Source organism: Halomonas sp. NyZ770 (assembly GCF_020616575.1).
GTDB classification, from domain to species: Bacteria; Pseudomonadota; Gammaproteobacteria; order Pseudomonadales; family Halomonadaceae; genus Vreelandella; species Vreelandella hamiltonii.
The window spans coordinates 3,652,176-3,667,656 of the sequence record NZ_CP085143.1 but is presented as its reverse complement, the minus strand read 5'-3'; the positions used below and the strand labels follow the sequence as shown (position 1 = coordinate 3,667,656).

The window sequence follows — 15,481 nt, the reverse complement described above, 5'->3', positions numbered from 1 at the left end:
TGGGCTAATATTTTTTCTGGTTTTTAATGTATTTTTTGTTTGGTTTTCATGTATCGTTTATGTATCTTTTGTGTTTTTTAGTGATCTTGTTAAATCATTGGGGTAATCAACATCAGTGAACACGCCTGGATCATCAAGAGAGACATGAATAACACGGTTGCTATGCTTTTTGATGACAGTGTTCGCGCCATTCGTGTTTTCTAAATGCGCTAATTCTTTCCAAAAATTTCTACCAAAAACAACAGGATGGCCGGTTTTTCCTTGGTGTGATGGTTTTACGATGCACTCTGGTGTAGCCTTCTCAGTTAGTTTGCAACATGTTTCTTGACTTACCCAGGGGAGATCGGCCAACCAGATGGCTGCTGCTCGGTAATGCTGCGTGTTTTCATCGCTGCATAGTTGTCTGAAGGCATCGCTAATGCTATAGCCCAGGCCCAAGTGACTTCGCGAACTAATAATCGTAGAGAATTGTGCAGAGAGTTCGAGAGACTCGAGGTTGTCCTCAGGTTTTATGACGATGCTAATGTTGGAAAAGTGTTTCTGAATGGCCGATAAAGTGGTATTTAAGAGTGTTTTTCCGCTATTTAATTGCGCTATTCTTTTGTCGCTGCCAAAGCGGCTTGATTGGCCAGCCGCCATTACGATAACGATAATGTCGCTACAAGGCATGACGCTCTTTTCCTCGGTAAAGGCGCACAATGTCGGCCATCACGGCTAGGGCGATTTCTGCGGGTGTTTTGCTACCCAGGTTCAGGCCAATGGGCATGACAATTCGAGCTAACTGGGTTTCCGTCAGGCCGCCGGAGCGTAGCAAACGCTCGGCGCGCTGTTGTGAAGTTTGAAGGGAGCCCATCACGCCAATGTAAAAAGCATCGGTTCGGACGGCTTCCATCATGGCTAAATCGTCAATACGCGGATCATGGGTCAGTGCGACAACGGCGGTATTGGCATGGCAGCCGCCCGAGGCTATAAACACAGAGGGCAGTACCGCCTGCACTTCCACGCCGGCGACAGCGAAATTTTTCCGAGCTTCATCTCTGGGATCACAGACAATCACCTCAAAGCCCAGCGTTTGTGCAAACAGGGCGCATGGCGTAGAGATCGCGGATATCCCCGCGATGATCAGCCGTAGTGCAGGGCCTATGCGAATATTGACGCTAGCTGTATCGAAGGCCACGGTGGGCTCGGTGTTATTCGAGAGGTTAAAGCGCTTACCGCTGCCATCCAGTTTGACGCAGCGGATGAGCGGTTGGCGACCCAGTAACGTGGCATGCATCACTTCTAGGTGAGTGAGGTTTTCGGTGTTGGGCGCCAGCCGTTCAACCAGTACCTCAAGGCTGCCACCGCAGGGTAAACGAATATTCGCTGAACCAGTCTCACCGCCATAGTGTACCCGTTGCAGCGATTCGTTAAACTCACCATTTTGAAGCCTTGCGATAAAGTCTTCTTCGACACAGCCACCAGACAGTGATCCCAAATAGTCGCCGGTCGAACATGCTACCAGCATGGCTCCAGGCTCTCGGGGGGCCGAGCCAAAGGTTTTCAGAACGGTGCATAGCCAGACGGTCAGCCCCTGGTTGGCCCACTTCAACGCCCGTTCGATAACCTGTAGATCAAGATGGTGCATCAGCTCGCTGCCTCCATGGGGAGTCGAAGAGCGGCTTTCAGTGCATCGCGAATAGTGTCAGGGGTAAAAGGAGGATGGGTAAAGCGTATCCCTATGGCATCAAAAAGTGCATTGGCAATCGCGGGAGCGCCGGGCAGTGAGGCAGACTCCCCAACGCCGAGTGGTGGCAGTTCAGGGCGATCAAGTAGCATAACGTCGATGGGAGGAAGCTCTGTGAAACGTAGAATCGGGTAGCCGCCCCATTCTCTGCTGGTCGGTAAACCCTCTTCAAAGGTTACCCGCTCCTTTAAAGTACGGCTGAGCATCTGGATCACATTGCCATGCACCTGATGGCGAACGCCAGCGGGGTTCACCATCAAGCCAGCATCCTGACCTACACATAGGTTCTCGACGACTATCCGCCCACTCTGCACATTGACTTTAAGCTCAATCATCCAGGCAGCGAGCGCAGCGCCAAAACCTGGGAATTTACTATGCACGTATTGGGCGTAGGCGAAGCCTCGGCCATAGCGCCACTCCCCATCGCTTCTCGGGTTGGTGTTGGCGATGCCGGGTTTCCAGTTCGCGCGTTCGGCTAACGCTTTGACAAGATCGCAGGCGCGGTTATCAGTCAAATAGCGCAATCGATAGGCGATCGGATCCTCGCCTGCCAAATAGGCGAGCTCATCAATATAGCTTTCGTGGGCGAAGGTGCTGGGCAGCGCCGAAACGCCACGCAGCCAGGAGGCGCGCACCAGTGTCGGAACGTCGTCGCACACTATTTGGCGATGAGGGTAGCGGTAGGGCGGCACCGACGTGCGATCCCCCATCTCAAAGGGAATATCGATTGGCGAGGTAGCACCGGTCAGTAGCAGTGCCAGGGTGGGCGCACTGTTAGAGGGGTAGCGCGTAGTAAAGCGATAGCCTGCCGGGCTGCCATCTGCGTTCAAGCCGCCCTGGATGGCCATATACTGAGCAGCCCCTTTAGGCTCCCAGGTGTGCTCCTGCTCACGGGTTAGCTGCACACGCACCGGGCGGCCTACCGCCTGAGAGAGCAGCACGGCATCCGCGCCAACGTCGTCGGCGCAGTTGCGGCCATAGCAGCCCGAAGTTTCCATGCGGGTAATGGTGATAACGCCTTCATCCAAACCGGTAAGGCGGGCGAGGTCGGCGCGCAGGCTGTGCGGATTTTGGGTGCCCGACCATACGTGAAGGCCATTTTCGTTGGCATCGGCGACAGAGCATGAAGGGCCGATGGAGCCATGCAGTTGGAAAGGCCACACATAGTGGCGATTGAGCGGATGTTGTGTGGCGGCCAGAGCGCTGTCGAGATCACCCTCTTCGAGGAGGATACGCTGCTTACTGGGCAGGTCGAGCAGAGCTTGCTCTATGTCGTTCAGCTGAGGCAAACCTTCGGTCGGGCGCCATTGGATCTTTAGCTGTTTGGCTGCGGCAGCGGCCTGCTCTTCGCGCTCGGCTACTACACCCACAAAATCACCGACCACCACGACGCTTACCACACCTGGCAAATGTGCCACAGAGCTTTCATCTACCGCGATTAGACTGTTGCCAATAAAGTCGCCACTGTCGTGGCCTACATAAGGCGGGCGAATCACTCGCCCATGTAGCATGTCAGGCAGACGAAGGTCGTGGATAAAGGTCAATTGCCCGGTAACCTTGGCAGGTATATCCACGCGGGAGGTCGATTGGCCGACCAGGGTATAATGGCTGACCGGCTTGAGCGGCACCTCATCGGCCAGCTTTAATGCATGACGGGTGCCCCGCAGCAACTCACCAAAGCTGACGGATGAGCGGTGATTATCACTTGGCGAAATAGCGCCGTTCTGGCAGCTAAGTCGCGAGCGCTCAGTGTCAAAGTGCTTGGTGGCCCGTGTTAATAGGTACTCCCGTGCCTGGGCTGCCGCTCGGCGTAGAGGCTCGGCAGTGATTTGGATTGACGCGCTGGCAATGGTGGGACCTTGATTGGGGGCTTCAACGGAGTTGCCCAGCACCATGGTAACGCTGTCGAACGCGACGCCAAGCTCTTCTGCGACTATTTGAGCGAGCGCCGTGCGTATGCCAGTGCCCAGGTCTACGTGGCCGTTGAAAGCCATGATATGACCATCGCTCAGTACGGCAATGAATATTTCGGGTTCTTGGGGGATGAAGTTTGAGTGTGTACCTGGCTGTCCGGGCGCGGGCTTGGGGGGCGCAACAGGGTCGCGATAGATCACCAGAATATCAGAACCATACAGCAGCGACTCTCTTGTATAGTCTGATCTATCGGCCATGCCTGCCTCCCACGCTAGCGTTTTAGGTAATCAGTGCAGATTGATTTGAGGTGATCAAAGAGCGATAACTAAGGTAAAATTACAGTGTGTACGCCATAAAAACATGGTGGGCTGACCCAGCGCAAGCAGTATTTGATACGTTGAAGCATCGTTTTGTTAACCAGTGTCATACTCGATACACGTCGTCGCTAATAGATTAAGGATATGGAATGACAACGGATAGTGCGCGCCAACACTCGTCTTCCGGCGAACACCCTACGCCTTCAGAGCAGGGGTACGATTTTTCTGAGCAAGTAGGGCATCTACTTCGCAAAGCCTACCAGCGGCATACGGCTATTTTTCAACGCTACAGCAGCGATAAACAGCTCACGGCCATTCAGTTTGTCACCCTATGTACAGTGATGGAGCGCGGCCCCAGCTCGTTAACCGATATTGTCAACGCCACGGCGATTGATCCAGCCACCATCCGTGGCGTGATTAAACGCCTTAAAGCACGTGAGTGGATCTCGCTCACCACCGACCCCAATGACCAACGTAAAGTCATGGTGGTGATCACCGAGCCCGGTGCGGCACTTGTGGAGGCGATGGTGCCTAGCGCCAAGCAGATCAGTGATCAGACCATGAAAAACCTCAACCCGGCAGAGCGGATCGCTTTGCTGCATCTGCTGGAAAAAATGAACGCGGATGGGTAAGTCAAAAGAGAGGCTCGCGTTCCCGCGTTTTGGGATACGTCTAACGCTTCATTAAGTAACCTAGCGTTTCATCCAGCCCAACCACATCCCCATACTTGCTATCGATATCAAACAGGTTGGCTTCATGGGGCGCAGGGTGGCGGTCGCCCACGCAGTCCCGAACGACCATCACGCGAAAGCCATGTTGCAGGCCATCGACGGCAGTGGCGCGGATGCAGCCACTGGTGGAGCAGCCAGTAATGATCAATGTATCGATACCCATCGCGACGAGGGTTGAAGCAAGCGATGTGCCGAAAAAAGCGCTGGCATACTGTTTGGTCATCACTAGCTCTTCGTCATTTGGCATCACCTCGGGGCAGAACTCCGCATAAGGGTTGCCCGCCACCATCGCTCGCATGACTGGCGCTTTCTTGACCCATATGCCGCCATCGATTTGATCCGGGGCGTGATACAGGATGTTGGTGTGGATCACGGGTGTGCCCGTCCGCCGTGCGGTGTTTAATAACGGCGGCATATTGGCTATGGCATCCACCACGCCCTGGGCAAATAGCGGCGAGCCGGGGGTGGTGTAGCCCTGCATAAAATCAACGACCAGTAACACGGGTTTTTTACCAAAACCAATGCGGCCATCCCAGACGCCTTTGTAGTTGCTATCTAAGCTGTCCTCTAAAGAGCTGTCACTTGCACCGCCGCTGCTTGTTGCTTGGCTGGGGTTCGTCATGGCGCTATCTCCTGGTTATCTCCTAATAAGCCCCTGACAAGAGCGCGCCTGCACCCGGAACAATGGGCTCCAGGTCGAGCGCCTTAAGCATGGCGTAGGTGGTCGCGATAGCAGCAGTCACCACTGGTTTGCCAGTTAACGCTTCTACCTTGGAAACGGCAGGCAGCGATGGCATTTGCACACAGGCTGACAGCACAATCGCATCGATATTGGTCAAGTCGAGACTAGCGACAATCTCGGGGAGATTGGCGGGATCGTGGCGGGCAACATCCAGGTTATTGGGAATCTCAAGCGCTCGGTAGTCGAGCACCTCAATACCTTCCTGGCGGATATAGTCCACCACCATCTCGGTCAGCGGTTTCATATAGGGCGCCACTACCACCACACGCTTGGCATTCATCACACCCAGGGCATCCACCAGCGCACCTGCACTGGTGACCACCGGCGTATCGCAGCCATTCTCTTGGGTGCGGCTGCGCAGCCGCTGCTGGGATTCACGGTGGTAGCCGGGGCCCATGGCCATGATGGCGACCAGACATGCGTAGCCCATGACATCCACTGCCGCATCAGACAGCTCCAGGGCGCAGCGGTCTGACTCCGCATCCATCGCGGCCAACTCATCCTTGCTGACGGTTTTCATGCGCATGCGGCTGGAGTGGAAGGTGAAACGTTCTGGTCGAATCAACTGTCGCGCCGCCAGCATCGCTGGGATCTCAGTCTCCATGGTGATATTGGAGCTAGGTACAATCTGGCCGATACGGAATGGCTTGGTTATGGTTTCGTGGGTCATGATCATTGGCCTTTGTTAGAGTTGTGTACCCAGGAAGTCTTCAAAGGCGGCAAAAAAGCCGTCGAAGTCATCCCAAGGAATCATATGGCCCGCTTGTTCCGCGGTGGTAATGCGAATCGTAGGTAGCAGGGAGCGTATTTCGGCGCGATCCTCATCTTGAATAACCCCGCCTTTACCCGCACACATCAGTAGCGTGGGCACCTTGATGCCAGGAAAATCCTGGTGGATATCGATGCTATGAAACTCTTCAAACGCCTGAACGATGGCTGGCTCAAAGCAGGTGTGCAGCCACTCGGCACGCAGCCTTAGCTGTTCGTCGCTCCAGGTAGGGCAGTAGTGGCGCATGGTCTCGATATCGGCGCCCCGGGTGCAGTCGCGTATGGAGTCAACATACCAGGGAAGTTTGCTGGGATACTCCCGGCGGCCTGGTCCTGAAACGGGCGGGTCGATCAGTACCAGCTTGTCGATGCCCTTGGCGCCACGGTTCACGGCTCGAAGTGCAAAGCGAGCCCCCATGGAGTGGCCCGCCAGGATGACATTTTTCAGTTCCAGTGCGTCAATGAAAGCGATGACGTCATCGGCACAGGTATCGGTATCGTAAGCGATGTCTGGGCCAGTCGAGGATAAACCACGCCCACGAACGTCGAGCACATAAGTATCAAAGTGCTGACCCAGGCGCTCCGCAACAAAACTCCACGTAATGGCGGGGCTGGTAATGCCGGGTATCAGCACCAGCGGCTGGCGCGAGGCGTCGGCGCTGTCACCGAAGCGCAAATAGTGCTGACGAATGCCGTTGGCGTAGAGGTTGGCGCCATAGAGATAGGTGCTACTCATACCGGGCTCCCTTCGTTGATTGGCTGCTTCAGCGGTACCTCGAAAACGTCATAGCCGAACACCCAGGCAGGGTCTTCGTCTTCTCGCAGCCAGGTATTGTCGTGGGAGACTTGCTGTACGCGAGAGGCGCGCTCAAAGCGGTTGGTGCGATAAAGCTCAAACGCGGTTTGATAATCGTCGGCACCCACCTGTTCAAGGCAGCGCACCAGCATGGCAGCATCTTCAATGGCCATCGCGGCGCCCTGGGCCATATGCGGTTTCATGGGGTGGCAGGCGTCACCGAGCAGGACCAGCCGGTTTTCATGCCACAGTGGTAGAGGATTACGCTCCAACAGTGGCCATTTGGTGACGCTTTCAGTGCAGTCGATTAGCGCCTGCACGGTGGGGTGGTAGCCCTTGAAGGCCTCCCGCATCTCTTCACGCGAGCTATCGACAAAAGAGGTGCCATGATTCCAATCAGGCTCAGGCACGCCCGTCACGTAGTAGTACTCTTTTTCGTCACCGGTTACGAAGTACACCATCATGTGACGATCTTCCGACCACCACTTTACGCACGCTTCGAAATCCAGGTCGTACGCCTTGAGCTTCTCCGCCGAGATAATCGCTCGGTGGGCAACCCAGCCACTGTAAATCGGCGCTTCACTGCCTAGAAGCTTCTCGCGTAGGCGCGAGTTCACGCCATCAGCGCCGATCACCAAATCAGCCTCTTCGGTTGAGCCATCGGCAAAGGTCATGACCACTTTGTCGCCGCTATCATCCACATCGACCAGGCGCTTATCGAAAAAGAGGTTGTCCTGGTCAAGCGTGCTGACCATCAATTCGTGCAGGTCTCCACGGTGTACGGTGATGTAGGTCGCGCCATAGTTTTCACGTGCAAAATCGCCTAGCGGGATACGTGACTGATACTCGCCAGTCATGCCATTGCGACTGAACCAGTAATCGGGGTGTGAGCCCATGGCATTGAGTCGCTCTTCGATCCCCATGCGACGCATTACTTTCATCACGTTGGGACCCAGATGAATGCCTGCTCCAAGTCGCGCAAACGCTGGTGCCTGTTCGTAAACCTTGGTGGAGTAACCCGCTTGCTGCAGCAGCGCGCCTGCAGCGGCGCCGCCAAGTCCTGCGCCAATAACGGCGATGGTGGGTTTGTTGTTCATATCCTGGTTTCCTCGCTGTATTATTCGCCGACCACTCGTTTTTAGAATGCTATAAAACAACGTATACACCATTTATTTCTTGGTCAAGAATTAGTTTCGAAATTATTTTTTAACGGAAAAAAGGTGTTGTTTTTGTTTAAGTGCATGAATTTAATGGATTTAATGTTGTTTTTTTGATTTTGTCTAAAAACTTGAAAAACGTATCGATTGAGTGCTATACGTTTATTAGGCTTGTTTTTATGGCGTACGCACCTTTAATGCTCGATGAGTGTTTGCTCTGCACCTAGCTGGTGCACGTCGATTTGCGTAGATGAAAATAGGCGGGTTTAGGGTGCTACGAAGCGTGTTTGGAAGGCGGTATTTATTAGTAATATCTAAGTCATGTCCAAGCCCATTCAGAGCAAGAGGGCGGGCTTAACAATAACGATGATGATCCCCTATGACGCTTAAGCTAACTATCAATGGGCAAGAACGCGAGCTGGCTGTGCCGCCGCAGACACCACTGCTCAATGTGTTGCGTAACGACCTGGCGCTCAATGGACCCAAGTATGGGTGTGGTCTGGGTGAGTGCGGGGCATGCAGCGTATTGATTGATGGCATGGCAGCACGCACCTGCGTGCTGCCCGTGTCCGCTGCCGTTGGCCATGAGGTAACCACCCTTGATGGCCTTTCCCAAGGCGGTGCGCTTGATCCTGTACAGCAAGCCTTTATCGATGCTCAGGCAGCCCAGTGTGGCTATTGTGTGAACGGCATGATCATTACTGTTCGTGCGCTGCTAAATCATAATACCCAACCCTCTGCGCAGCAGATTCGCACCGCTTTAGAGCATAACCTCTGCCGATGTGGCACCCATGTTGAAATCCTCCAGGCAGCAGAGCGTGCCGTGATCCTTAACGCGGCCGCGTTGCAGGAGACTTCTTATGAGTGAAGGGGCGGTGCTTCATGGCCAGCAAAAACATGCTGACATCCCCGAGCTGCTGGCGCAGGCACGTTTCGGTGTCGTCGTGCGCCCACCTTACTATTGGTGGAATGGTGAGCGTTTTGAGAGTGACCGCTTAGTTGGCGTCGATAGCAGCAGCATTGCCTCACTATCAGAATCTATTGAAGTCGTCGTGGAAGGGAATTTTGTGGGGGTGGTTGCCGATAGTTTAGCCTTGGCGACCGACGCCGCTAAACAGCTGAAGGTTGAGTGGCAGGCTGCTGACCAAACGCCCGAGAGCGATCAAGCGCCCTCTGAATCGCCTCTTGTTAAGCCTAGCCCGGCATACACGCATTCGAAACATGCGTATGGCTGGCCGAGTCGCATGCACTGGGGCAATCATCCCAGTTGGGTAATTGCCGATTGTCGCGATCAACAATTGAGTGTGTGGGGGCAAACTGTCACCCCAACGGCGCTTAAACAGGACCTAGGCCGGTTAACCGCGCTGGATATTAGCCAGATTGAGCTTTACAGCGTCGATGGTGTATACGCATCAAATCAGGCTTCAGGGCTGGGCCGCCACTGTGGTGACGATGCCGCCGTGGATGCGGCATTGATGTCACGGGTGGTGGGCACTCCGATAGCCGTTTGGCTGGATGCCCGCTACGCCAAAGATGTTCAGGCATTGGGCCAAGCGCAGCGAATTACATTAAACGCGGATATTACCAGCAGTGGTGAGATAGCCCGTTATCACTATCAGCAGGCCAATCTCACTGGAGAGGTGGCTGCCGTCGGGTTGTTGTTAAGTGGCAGGGCCTCGATAACGATCTCTAGCCTTGAGGAGCCCATCATCGGCAAGCAAGACACAACGCCGTTCTCGCCTTATGTATTTCTCGATCAATACCTTGCCGCACGCTCCCAGCCAGCCTCGCTCTCCACCAATTCCACCTTGATAGGAATACAGCAGACGTTTGCGCGGGAATCCTTTCTAGATGAGGTTGCCCGTGAGAGTGAACAAGACCCTGTCGCGCTGCGACTTCGCCATCTTGACGATGCACGTGGCATAGCGCTGATAGAGTCCGTTGCTGAACGTGCCGAGTGGCAAAGGGTATCCAGTCCAGTAGCGAACTCTTTGCCTCAGGAGCTACTGCGCGGGCGAGGCTTTGCCTATTCTCAGCTGCCCGATCGGAGTCAGCGCGTGGAATCGGGAGTCCGCTCTGCCTGGATTGCCGATGTGGAGGTCAATCGTGTTACCGGCGATGTTCAGCTTACCCGTTTGGTAGTTGGTCAGGACGTCGGCGTTGATGTGGATACTGATCGTCTTCAGCAAACGCTACAGGCCCGGGTCTTGGGTGAAGCGCGCCCCCTTTTGGGGCAGGCGCCCAGTTTCGACGAGTGGGGTGACGGCAGTCGTAAGCTGACGAAGAGCGAAGCTTCAGCAGGACTACCAGCCATTGCTTCTTCGCCAAGCCCTGTTGAGGAAGGTGTTAATCAAACCGTCGGTGAAGACGTATTAACCAGTGCGGAGCTATCGCCGGGTGTTGCGGTAATAGCCAATGCGCTTTTTGATGCCACCGGCCTGCGTTTTCGCCAACCACCGTTTACTGCCCAGCGCGTGCGCCAGGCACTCGAAGCTTCGTCCATCGAGGAAGGAGAGCGCCCATCTAAATTGAAACAGCCGCAGTCAATGAAACGGCGCTGGCTAGCCGCTGCAGCGTTCACCACTATTGCGGGCACAGCGGCCATGGCATGGCCGTGGAAAGGGGCCATTGCGCCTGCCTCACGGCCAGCCGCCAATCTTTACTCCGCCGAGACCATCGAGCGCGGGCGACTCGTTGCGGCTGCAGGCGACTGCGCGGCGTGTCATACCACAGAAGGTGGAGTGACCAATGCTGGTGGGCGTGGGTTTGAGACCCCTTTCGGTAGGCTTTACAGCACTAACATTACCCCAGATGAAGCCAGCGGAATTGGCCAATGGTCTTACGCGGCTTTTGAACGGGCGATGCGCCATGGTATCAGCCGTGATGGTAGCCACCTTTATCCTGCTTTTCCTTACACAGCATTCGCCAAAACAAGCGATACCGATTTACAGGCACTCTATGCCTACTTGATGGCCCAGCCTGCCGTCGCTGCTGAAAAGCCATCGAACGAACTCTCTTTCCCCTTCAATGTGCGCGCCTTGATGGCGGGCTGGAACGCGCTTTATCACGATCCGACCCCTTTCCAGCCAGATCCTGTGCAGAGTGAATTGTATAATCGCGGGGCTTATCTCGCCGAAGGCTTAGGCCACTGCAGCGCCTGCCATAGCCCACGCAATGCCATGGGCGCCGAGAAACGCGGTGACGCTTACTTGGCAGGTGCCTTTGTAGATGGCTGGGAAGCGCCTCCGCTCAACACGCTGTCACGTGCCCCCGTACCTTGGAGTGAAGCCTCCCTGTATGACTATCTGCGCCATGGCGAGTCAGCGTTGCATGGTGTTGCTTCTGGCCCTATGGCTCCTGTAGTGGCGGGCTTGGCTGAGCTACCTGAATACGATGTGCGAGCCATAGCCCATTATGTTGCCGCACAGATGCAGGCACCCACGGGTAATAGCGAGGCGATCGTGGCGGGGGCCGAACAGCGCGTGGCCAGTGCAGCGGACGGGGCACCGGGGTTGGAGGCAGGCGAGCGACTATTCGAGGGCGCCTGTGCGGCTTGCCATGTGGAAACCGGCGTACCAACTTTTTCACGCGCGAGCACCAATCTGGCGCTGAATACCAACTTGCATAGCGATCATCCCGACAATGTTATTCAGTCAATTCTTGGCGGTGTTCACGCAGAACATGTGCCGGGTATCGGCAGTATGCCGGGTTTTGCCGACAGCTTTAGTAATACTCAGGTCGGTGATTTGACGAGCTACCTCCGAGCGCGTTTCGCCCCAGATAAAGCGCCTTGGCAACAACTAGAAAAACGTATCACTGATTTACGCCAGCCTCACCACAACAATACTCACTCTACTCCCTGACGTAATAAAACGAGGTGGACTATGAAACGCAGTAAATGGATATGGCTAGTATCCCGTCTTATTCACGAGCCTTGACCTAAAATAAAGAAGGCGAGTGGTTTATTCTTTATAATCAATATGTTCGGCAAGAACTTGATTAGAGAGGGCCGCTCGCCATGGGTGAAACACTACCAAGCTGGAAACCAGCCTGCAACTTATCTGTTTCAGTGCAGCTCAGTGAACAAAAAACCAGTAGTGATGCCGGTGCATTCTTGCTGCGCGAGGTGCTCGATCGCAGCGGTGTGATTGAGAGCTTGGATCGGCAGTTGCTTGATGATCGTGACCCCGCACGTGTGCAACATAGTTTGTCCAGTCAGCTTCGTACTCTGCTGATTCAGCGTGCGCTGGGCTGGGACGATCTGAGTGATACGCAAACACTAGCAAACGACCCGGTTTTGCAGCTGGCCTGCAGCGATCAGCGCAGCACCACGCCACTAGAGCAGCCCCGTCCTTCGCAGCCAACCCTGTCGCGTCTTCTGAATCTGTTGGCCACAGATATCAACCAGTCTGCATTTCATGACGGTTTGCTCGACATGGCCATGTGGCGACTGTCTTCGATGCGCAGCGGCAAGCCATTGTCATCGATCACGTTGGATGTCGATGGCCTGCCCATTGAAACTTTTGGCCAACAAGTCAGAACGGGCTACAACAGCTATGTTGGTTATTCACACTACTCACCGCTGGTGGCTTCTATCGCTGAAACGGGCGACATGGTTGGCGGCCTGTTACGAGAGGGAAACAGCGGTTGTGCAGTACAAGCTGAGCACTGGATTCCCAAGCTGGTTGAACGGATTGGCAAGACAACCGGCACCAAGGTCAGAGTTCGTTTTGATGCGGGTTTTACTGGCAACCCAACACTTTCGGCACTGGATGACGCCAATATTGAATATGTTGGTCGATTGTCCAGCAATACCGTACTTGAGCGCGAAGCGGCACACTACCTCAAGCGCCCAGTGGGTCGGCCAACCCATCAACTACGCGAGTGGTGCCATGAGTTTTACTATCAGGCACAGTCTTGGGAGAAGCCGCGCCGCATTATTTTAGTGGTCTGCGAGCAACCGGATGATCTGTTTTTAAAACATTTTTTCCTAGTCACCAGCCTGGACTGGAAAGACTGGACACCGCATAAAATTCTGCAGCTGTACCGCAAACGCGGGAAAGCTGAGGGGCACATGGGCGAACTGAAAGACACGCTCAACGTTCACCTATCTTCTACCTGCCGTGGTGCGTCTACCGTGCAACAGGTGATGGGCCGCAATCAGGTCAGCCTGCTGCTGAGTCTCTACGCTTATCAGATGCTGCACAGTCTGCGAGCGCTGATGGAGCGCGTCACACAAAAGGGCTGGAGCATACGCAAAGTCCGCGAGCAGATCCTGAAAACAGCAGCGACCGTGGCCGTGCATGCGCGAAAAATAGCAGTTCATATCGGACAGTCTGGCGGCAAATGGTGGCCCAGTCTGCTTAAAAACTTGCCTCGACTGCATCAGGCTCAAACTTAAACCGAGGCACGCAACAAACAGGTTATCGGCTGAACGGCTGAGGTTTTATCTTGCCTAAATGATAAGAAAAGCTGTGAAAGAGTTGAAAGCAGGCACAAAACCTTTCTGTTTTTACGCTGACAAAGTAAATACACTACCGAAAATCGTACCCCCCAGCCCGAAAACGGTTAGAGGGTCATCAAGCTGCCGAAAATGAGTCACTTTGAGAGCTCTCATGAATAAGACGGGAGTATGGGCAGTTGTCTTGCTGAGCTATTTAGTGCCTTACACCTTTTTAAGCAATGTGGCGCTCTGGTACGGCAGCTTCCTGTTTTGGACCTTTGCAGGGTTGGTCGTCATTGCGCTGAATGTGTTTATCACTAAAGATTTTGAGGAGCATAGCAATGACTGAGTCACTCATCTGGTGGTCGATTGCTATCTACTTATTGATCGCAGTAGGCATTGCTATTCTCTCGCGCCAAGGGCCATCCGAAAGTATGTCGGGATACTTCTTGGGTAACCGACAAATGAACGGCTTTGTTTCAGCGCTAAGCTACAGTGCTACCACCTATAGTGCCTTTATGATGGTGGGCTTGGCGGGCCTTACCTATGCTGGTGGCGTTGGCGCACTGGGTTTTGAAATTATCTACTTTGCCGGTGTATCGCTGGTCGCTATTTTTGGGCCCAAGTTCTGGGCGGTGGGCAAGAAGTTTGGCTTTGTAACACCCAGCGAGATGTTAGGCCACCGTTACAACAGTAAGCATGTTGCCATGGCGGTCTCGATTGCCAGCTGTATCTTTCTGATTCCCTACTCGGCCGTTCAGCTCGCGGGTGTCGGTTATCTGTTGCAAGGTATTACTGATGGTGCGATTAACTTTACCACTGGTGTGGTGCTGGCGACCGTGATTGCTATCTTCTTCTCCTATATTGCGGGCATTCGCTCAGTCATGTGGACCGACTCCCTTCAGGCCATCATGATGATTGTCGCTTCAACGTTGGTAGCCTTCCTTGTTATTCAGGGTTTGGGTGGTTTCAGCGCACTTTTCAATACTTTGGCGACGGAGCATCCGCAGTCATTAACCGTGCCAGGCTCAGGGCTGTTCAGTTTCGTTACTTTCCTTGGGCTAACGATTCCCTGGTTCTTCTTTAGTATCTCCAACCCGCAAGTAAGTCAGCGCCTGTTTATGCCTTCCTCGCTGCGCTCAATGCGTCACATGCTGATTGGGTTCCTGGTGTTTGGCTTTATCTACACCATGGTATCTGTGCTGTGGGGTTTCTCCGCCCTAGCGGCCTTTCCCAGTTTGGAGCGTGCTGACTTAGCCACGCCAACACTGCTGGGTTCAGAGTTTGTACCGCCGGTGCTCGGGGTGATTGTGATGATCGGCATTATGGCCGCTGCTGTCTCCACCATCGATTCGATCATGTTGACCCTGGCCTCTATGGTTTCCCGTGATGTCTATGCCAACGTTAAACCGAATGTCAGTGAAAAGCGCCAGCTGTTGGTAGGGAAATTTGTGGTGCCGGTGATTGCGCTCATGGCACTGGCCTTTGCCGAGCTTCAGCTTGATCTCATTGCGGTGCTTTCAGTGGCTGCATCGTCAGGTTTGGTGGCGATGGTGCCCGCCATTATCGGTGCCTTTTATTGGAAGCGCGGTACGTCTGCCGGTGCACTAGCGAGTGTGGTCGGCACCAGTGCGTTCGTACTGTTGATGTATGCCACTGGCAACTCGTTACTAGGCTTACCCTCTGGCGTATGGGGCATTTTGGTCGCTAGTGGACTGTTTGTCGGCGTTAGCCTTGTGACCAAGCCTCATCAAGCTTCAACCGATGCTTTCTTGGCGGCTATCTCAGAAGAACTGGGCAAAAAACACCCTTCGACCACCGATCAGGTCGTTAAAGAGGCGGCAGTCTAGCGCCAAAGGCGTGTCTTGAAATTCCGGTTTACCCGAC

General features: G+C 54.3%; 13 protein-coding genes. 6 read left to right on the top strand and 7 right to left on the bottom strand.

All coding sequences use genetic code 11. The features are described 5' to 3' along the window. Positions 1-57: 57 nt before the first annotated feature. Genes LG409_RS16900 through LG409_RS16890 form a run of 3 tightly spaced genes read right to left on the bottom strand, consistent with a single transcriptional unit; the run spans position 58 to position 3,897 of the window. Positions 58-669, bottom strand: coding sequence for a nucleotidyltransferase family protein (locus tag LG409_RS16900; RefSeq protein WP_084123701.1), 612 nt, complete (start codon positions 667-669; stop codon positions 58-60). Beyond that, complete coding sequence (locus LG409_RS16895) at positions 659-1,627, bottom strand: XdhC family protein (RefSeq protein WP_039174957.1); 969 nt, start codon at positions 1,625-1,627, stop codon at positions 659-661. Before LG409_RS16895 ends, LG409_RS16900 begins: the two co-directional genes overlap by 11 nt. Continuing rightward, positions 1,627-3,897: a xanthine dehydrogenase family protein molybdopterin-binding subunit gene (locus tag LG409_RS16890; protein ID WP_227407213.1), complete on the bottom strand. Its 2,271-nt coding sequence runs from the start codon at positions 3,895-3,897 to the stop codon at positions 1,627-1,629. The genes LG409_RS16895 and LG409_RS16890 overlap by 1 nt, the downstream gene beginning before the upstream one ends. Before the next feature lie 209 nt (positions 3,898-4,106). Between LG409_RS16890 and LG409_RS16885 the strand changes: the two genes are divergently transcribed. Next, a complete protein-coding gene (locus tag LG409_RS16885; protein ID WP_039174961.1) occupies positions 4,107-4,589 on the top strand; it encodes a MarR family winged helix-turn-helix transcriptional regulator in 483 nt (160 codons plus the stop codon). Positions 4,590-4,629: 40 nt separating this feature from the next. Here LG409_RS16885 and LG409_RS16880 read toward each other — a convergent pair whose 3' ends face one another. From LG409_RS16880 to LG409_RS16865, 4 genes are read right to left on the bottom strand one after another with little or no spacing between them, the layout of a single operon-like run. Beyond that, positions 4,630-5,310, bottom strand: coding sequence for an N-carbamoylsarcosine amidohydrolase (locus tag LG409_RS16880; protein WP_039174963.1), 681 nt, complete (start codon positions 5,308-5,310; stop codon positions 4,630-4,632). Positions 5,311-5,332: 22 nt separating this feature from the next. Then, positions 5,333-6,100, bottom strand: coding sequence for an aspartate racemase/maleate isomerase family protein (locus tag LG409_RS16875; RefSeq protein WP_319799334.1), 768 nt, complete (start codon positions 6,098-6,100; stop codon positions 5,333-5,335). A 15-nt stretch (positions 6,101-6,115) separates the two neighbouring features. Further along, positions 6,116-6,934, bottom strand: a complete 819-nt coding sequence (locus LG409_RS16870; protein ID WP_039174966.1) for an alpha/beta fold hydrolase — start codon at positions 6,932-6,934, stop codon at positions 6,116-6,118. Beyond that, a complete protein-coding gene (locus LG409_RS16865; protein WP_227407212.1) occupies positions 6,931-8,091 on the bottom strand; it encodes an FAD-dependent monooxygenase in 1,161 nt (386 codons plus the stop codon). The genes LG409_RS16870 and LG409_RS16865 overlap by 4 nt, the downstream gene beginning before the upstream one ends. Positions 8,092-8,530: 439 nt before the next feature. Here LG409_RS16865 and LG409_RS16860 point away from each other — a divergent pair, with 439 nt between their 5' ends. From LG409_RS16860 to LG409_RS16840, 5 genes are all read left to right on the top strand, one after another. Continuing rightward, complete coding sequence (locus LG409_RS16860; protein WP_039174971.1) at positions 8,531-9,019, top strand: (2Fe-2S)-binding protein; 489 nt, start codon at positions 8,531-8,533, stop codon at positions 9,017-9,019. Then, positions 9,012-12,014, top strand: a complete 3,003-nt coding sequence (locus tag LG409_RS16855; RefSeq protein WP_039174973.1) for a c-type cytochrome — start codon at positions 9,012-9,014, stop codon at positions 12,012-12,014. Before LG409_RS16860 ends, LG409_RS16855 begins: the two co-directional genes overlap by 8 nt. A 155-nt stretch (positions 12,015-12,169) precedes the next feature. Further along, positions 12,170-13,552: an IS1380 family transposase gene (locus LG409_RS16850; RefSeq protein ID WP_045632137.1), complete on the top strand. Its 1,383-nt coding sequence runs from the start codon at positions 12,170-12,172 to the stop codon at positions 13,550-13,552. A gap of 214 nt (positions 13,553-13,766) precedes the next feature. Beyond that, positions 13,767-13,943 carry a hypothetical protein gene (locus tag LG409_RS16845; protein WP_227407211.1) on the top strand — a complete coding sequence of 59 codons (177 nt, stop codon included), beginning with the start codon at positions 13,767-13,769 and terminating at the stop codon, positions 13,941-13,943. After that, positions 13,936-15,444 carry a sodium:solute symporter family protein gene (locus LG409_RS16840; RefSeq protein ID WP_039174978.1) on the top strand — a complete coding sequence of 503 codons (1,509 nt, stop codon included), beginning with the start codon at positions 13,936-13,938 and terminating at the stop codon, positions 15,442-15,444. Before LG409_RS16845 ends, LG409_RS16840 begins: the two co-directional genes overlap by 8 nt. Positions 15,445-15,481: the final 37 nt, after the last annotated feature.